Genomic DNA, 1275 nt, shown 5'->3' with positions numbered 1-1275 from the left:
GCAAAGGCTGAGCCGTGATGGCGAAGGGACCATCGGTCCCGAAGTCCCCGATCCTACACTGCCAAGAAAAGCCTCTAGCGAGGTGAGAGGTGCCCGTACCGCAAACCGACACAGGTAGGCGAGGAGAGAATCCTAAGGTGCGCGGGAGAACTCTCGTTAAGGAACTCGGCAAAATGACCCCGTAACTTCGGGAGAAGGGGTGCTCTCTTGGGTGATGAGCCCGAGGGAGCCGCAGTGAAAAGGCCCAAGCGACTGTTTATCAAAAACACAGGTCTCTGCGAAGCCGAAAGGCGAAGTATAGGGGCTGACACCTGCCCGGTGCTGGAAGGTTAAGGGGAGCGCTTAGCGAAAGCGAAGGTGCGAACCGAAGCCCCAGTAAACGGCGGCCGTAACTATAACGGTCCTAAGGTAGCGAAATTCCTTGTCGGGTAAGTTCCGACCCGCACGAAAGGTGTAACGACTTGGGCACTGTCTCAACGAGAGACCCGGTGAAATCATACTACCTGTGAAGATGCAGGTTACCCGCGACAGGACGGAAAGACCCCGTGGAGCTTTACTGCAGCCTGATATGGAATTTTGGTATCGCTTGTACAGGATAGGTGGGAGCCTGGGAAGCCGGAGCGCCAGCTTCGGTGGAGGCGCCGGTGGGATACCACCCTGGCGGTATTGAAATTCTAACCCGCACCCCTTATCGGGGTGGGAGACAGTGTCAGGTGGGCAGTTTGACTGGGGCGGTCGCCTCCCAAAAGGTAACGGAGGCGCCCAAAGGTTCCCTCAGAATGGTTGGAAATCATTCGGAGAGTGCAAAGGCACAAGGGAGCTTGACTGCGAGACGGACAGGTCGAGCAGGGACGAAAGTCGGGCTTAGTGATCCGGTGGTTCCGTATGGAAGGGCCATCGCTCAACGGATAAAAGCTACCCCGGGGATAACAGGCTGATCTCCCCCAAGAGTCCACATCGACGGGGAGGTTTGGCACCTCGATGTCGGCTCATCGCATCCTGGGGCTGTAGTCGGTCCCAAGGGTTGGGCTGTTCGCCCATTAAAGCGGTACGCGAGCTGGGTTCAGAACGTCGTGAGACAGTTCGGTCCCTATCCGTCGCGGGCGCAGGAAATTTGAGAGGAGCTGTCCTTAGTACGAGAGGACCGGGATGGACGCACCGCTGGTGTACCAGTTGTCCCGCCAGGGGCACCGCTGGGTAGCTATGTGCGGAAGGGATAAGCGCTGAAAGCATCTAAGCGTGAAGCCCCCCTCAAGATGAGATTTCCCATCGCGT

The 1275-nt window shown here is 57.7% G+C and carries 1 rRNA gene (only partly in view); it reads left to right on the top strand.

Annotation, left to right across the window (positions count from 1 at the left end):
• Positions 1–1275, top strand: a 23S ribosomal RNA gene (locus HT574_RS19615) (its annotated part extends 1526 nt beyond the left edge of the window); the annotation flags it as partial.

The organism is Parageobacillus sp. VR-IP (assembly GCF_013357975.1).
Lineage (GTDB): Bacteria > Bacillota > Bacilli > Bacillales > Anoxybacillaceae > Saccharococcus > Saccharococcus caldoxylosilyticus.
The sequence above is the reverse complement of the archived record's forward strand: the minus strand, read 5'-3'. Positions and strand labels throughout refer to the sequence as shown.